At 42.8% G+C, this 4,269-nt stretch carries 2 protein-coding genes and 1 pseudogene; 1 reads left to right on the top strand and 2 read right to left on the bottom strand.

Annotation, left to right across the window (positions count from 1 at the left end; all coding sequences use genetic code 11):
* On the bottom strand, nt 1–1,090 hold a 1,090-nt coding region (aroC, locus tag PENNN9_RS12120; RefSeq protein WP_058369913.1), incomplete at its 3' end, for a chorismate synthase.
* A gap of 66 nt (nt 1,091–1,156) precedes the next feature.
* Nucleotides 1,157–2,363, bottom strand: a pseudogene (locus PENNN9_RS12125) (HemK family protein methyltransferase).
* Between the two features lie 429 nt (nt 2,364–2,792).
* Between PENNN9_RS12125 and PENNN9_RS12130 the strand changes: the two are divergent.
* Nucleotides 2,793–4,211: a L,D-transpeptidase family protein gene (locus PENNN9_RS12130; RefSeq protein ID WP_227511824.1), complete on the top strand. Its 1,419-nt coding sequence runs from the start codon at nt 2,793–2,795 to the stop codon at nt 4,209–4,211.
* Nucleotides 4,212–4,269 lie beyond the last annotated feature (58 nt).

Below are 4,269 nucleotides of genomic sequence, written 5' to 3' on the forward strand. Positions count from 1 at the left end.
CTACCGGCGGTTTAACATCTGCGTTTTGACCACGATGGCGCAGATAATGATCGAGCAAGACGATTGCTAGCATAGCCTCAGCGATAGGTGTGGCACGTACTCCAACGCAAGGATCATGACGACCTTTGGTTAGCATATCGATTGCTTCACCGTCTGTATTTATACTCTTACCAGGGGTAGTAATGCTAGAGGTCGGTTTAAGGGCGATACTGACGCTGATATTCTGACCCGACGAGATACCACCTAAGATACCGCCAGCATGATTGGCAGTGAAGCCATCTGGGGTCAGCTCATCACGAGAGCTATGCCCAAACTGTCCAGCTACCGCCATACCATCACCAATCTCTACCCCTTTTACCGCATTGATGCTCATCATTGCGTGGGCAATATCAGCGTCTAAGCGATCAAATACGGGTTCGCCAAGTCCCACTGGTACGTCACTGGCAATAACTTCTAAGCGTGCGCCACAGCTAGTACCTTCTCGGCGTAGGTTGTCTATCAATGTCTCAAAGCGACCAATAGCTTCTTTATCGGCACAGAAAAACGGATTGCTATTTACAAACTCCCAATCGATTTGGCTAGGGTCTGTGACGTTGCTATACTCATTACCGATTTGAGTTACATGACCATGAATTTGTACACCCAAGCGCTCTTGCAAATATTTCTTAGCGATAGCACCGGCAGCGACCCGCATCGCCGTCTCACGGGCTGACGAGCGACCGCCGCCGCGATAGTCGCGAAAGCCATACTTCATACTATAAGTATAGTCGGCATGTCCTGGACGAAAAGTATCTTTAATCTCACTATAGTCTTTTGATTTTTGATTGGTATTACGAATCAGCAGACCGATAGAGGTACCAGTGGTTCTACCTTCAAATACACCAGAGATAATCTCAACTTCATCAGACTCACGGCGCTGGGTTGAATACTTAGAGGTACCTGGCTTGCGGCGGTCTAAATCTACCTGTAAATCTTCTGCAGATAATGCTAAACCTGGAGGTATGCCATCAACGATAGCCAACAAACCTACGCCATGCGACTCACCGCAAGTGGTGACGGTAAAAACCTGACCAATACTATTACCTGCCATATCTATCCCTAAACCAATAAAAATCTGTTTATATGTACTTACTAATGGATCAAAAGCGCTGACTCATTACTGACTGTTATCTAACAACTGTACGTAATGCGCGAACAATTCATGATGCGCCATCAGCTCATCAAAAGTAATCGCAAAAATACCATGACCACCGAGCGCAAACTTTAGCCAATCAAACTGAATGTCTGGATAAGCTTGTCTGAGCGCCCACTCACTATCACCCACTTCACACACTAACATCACCCACTTCACACACTAACAAGCCTTCAGGACTTAGATATTCTGGCGCTTCAAATAAAATACGATGCACCAAATCCAATCCATCTTGTCCAGCAGCCAGTGCATGCTCAGGCTCATACAAAAACTCAGGTGGCAAGTCGGCCATGATAGCAGCATCAACATAAGGAGGATTGGTCACAATAAGCTCATATTGATTTTCAGCTGGAATCTTCGCAAATAGATCTGATTCAATCACGTTGACTTGATGACCAAGATCGTGATGATCAACGTTGACCATCGCCACCTCTAACGCTCCCTTATCAATATCGACCGCATCGACTAGGGCATCAACGAAACGTGTCGCAAGTGCAATGGCAATACAACCAGAACCAGTGCATAGATCTAAAATGCGCTCTGGTTGTGATAATTGCTTCATATCAAGCCCATGATCATAAAACACAGCTGGTTGACCGTTAATGGTGGCACCTAGTGGCTTGGCAAGCTCATTGACATCAAAGTATGGATGAAACTGCTGGCGAATCAACTCCGCTATAGGCGAGCGCGGAATAAGAACGCGTTCATCGACATAAAAAGGCAGATCACAAAAATAAGCCAAATTAATAAGGTAGCTCAGCGGTTTACGTTCGGCAATACGCTCTTCTAGTAAGCTTAGTACCAGCTGCTTTTCTGACATTGTCAAACGACAATCTAGTATCTGCTCATTGGCTGCCCAATCCAAAGATAAAGAATGCAAAACTATCGCTGATGCTTCAGCAAACTCGTCAGTAGTACCTTGTGCCACAACTACATCATAATTACGTAACTGAGTGACTGAAAAACGAATAAAATCACGTATGCTCAGTAGCTGTTCACGCGCCTCTTCAAGCTCGCCATGTAAGTTTGCAAACTGATTGTCCTCAGTGATTAGACTCGTCTCATTTGTGTCTAATCTATCTTGTAGATCTTGCTCAAAATCTTGAGACTCTTGATCATCAGAATATTGATTTTGAAATTCTTCTGCACTCATAGTTTGGTGTTCTGACATATCGCACCTTGTTGATTACATGCTTATTAGTCACATGATAGTGGATTAAATAAAACGCTTTGCATGCATTATAGACGTAAACACCATATAGCGCCAATGACTATAAACCTTACTTTAATAAAACCTCAAAATAAGAGTTTACAGCTATTTATAGTAATCGCATTAATTAAGGATTATTTAATAACTAATCAGCATTTATTCATTTTTTAAGATTTTTTTATGGGACAACAATATTACTTAAAACTTACTGGTCAAACAGTTTGAGCAACATGCCAGCTAAAATATCAGCCAAATATAACTATATTGTAGGTCATACGTCAGCTGTTGACGCTTAGCACTCTACAGGCACAAAAAGATGTATCAAAAGTTTGCTTAGAATCTTAATTGTGCGCATAATAGCTCCATTGTAATAACCTACTGTGGTCAAATATGATGAAAATAAAACCTCTTATTACCTCTATGTCTATCGCTGTTATTAGCGCTGGTATGAGTCTCAATGCTCTTGCTGCTACCAATAATGATACGCGCACGATGCCAGTACGCACAGCTGACAAATTACCTGACATTGCTGTACTAGCAAGTCTTGATGTACAAGAGAGTCGTAGCACTTCAATTGATAAAAATAACTCAGTTGCTACGCCGAACATCCAGCCTCAGACTACTGATAGCATGGGTGATCTGATCGATACTAAACAAAAAAATAAAGCACAATCAACAAGCGAGCCAGTCGCTGCGGACAACATGAGCGCAGCCGAGCTGACACGTAAGGACGAGCAATCTGATCGTACCGATGATATTAGTGAAGGTCAGGCGGTAGCAGCTCCGAGCGATATCTCATCTATGGATGCAACAGATCCTTCAACTTTTGAGATGCCTCAGTACGAAAAGAGTCTAGACTTCAATAATGATCCTGCGATCAAAAACATCGAAGACAAAGATGGTAAAAGATATACCACGCTCAACTTGTCAAACTATGCTAAGCAAGTAAATAACGCTACGTGGTCGCCGAACATGAAAGTCAATTCAGCGATGACTATTAAGATGCAAGCATTGCTTGACTGGAACCACGCTTCTCCTGGTCCAATCGATGGTGGCTGGGGCATGAATAGTAAAAAGGCGTTAATCAACTTTCAAACGATGAAAGGTTTGCCAGCGACTGGCACGATGGATCAAAAAACGTGGGATGCGCTAACTAAAAATATCCCTGCCAATAAGCCTGTTCTAGTCACTTACACGTTGACTGATGATGATATCAAAACCAACTTTTTGACCACGCCTTCAGGCTCAGAAGCAAAGTCAAAAGTAAAAGGGTTATATTATCAAGATATTAAAGAGATGCTTGCCGAGCGCTTCCATATGGACATACGCTATCTTGATAAGTTGAATAAAAATAAAAACTATCAAGCGGGCGAAACTATTACTGTACTAAATACACGCAAGCCGCTCAACGAGCGTATCAATCGCGTGGTTGCCGATAAAGCGAGCAAAACACTATATGCTTATAATGGTGATAAGCTGGTTGCTACTTATCCAACGACGATTGGTAGTGCTGCCACTCCTTCGCCACAAGGCACCTTTAAGATCATTAATAGAGTTAAGATGCCATGGTATAAAGCCACTGTCGGTGAAGGCAGCGATAAGAAAGTACATATGTTACCACCAGGGCCAAATAACCCTGTTGGCGTCGTCTGGATGGGTTTATCAAAGCCTTCTTATGGCATTCACGGTTCGCCCAAACCTGAAGGTATCAGTCGCCAAGCATCAGCGGGTTGTGTACGTCTAACCAACTGGGACGTATTAGAAGTTTACGCCAATATCGAAAATGGCGCGACAGTTGAGCTTAAATAAGAGCCGACTAGTTAATATGCTTAGTTAATATTTTAAAAAGACCTTTATCTTAAAGGTC

Source organism: Psychrobacter sp. ENNN9_III, from assembly GCF_001462175.1.
Classification (GTDB): domain Bacteria; phylum Pseudomonadota; class Gammaproteobacteria; order Pseudomonadales; family Moraxellaceae; genus Psychrobacter.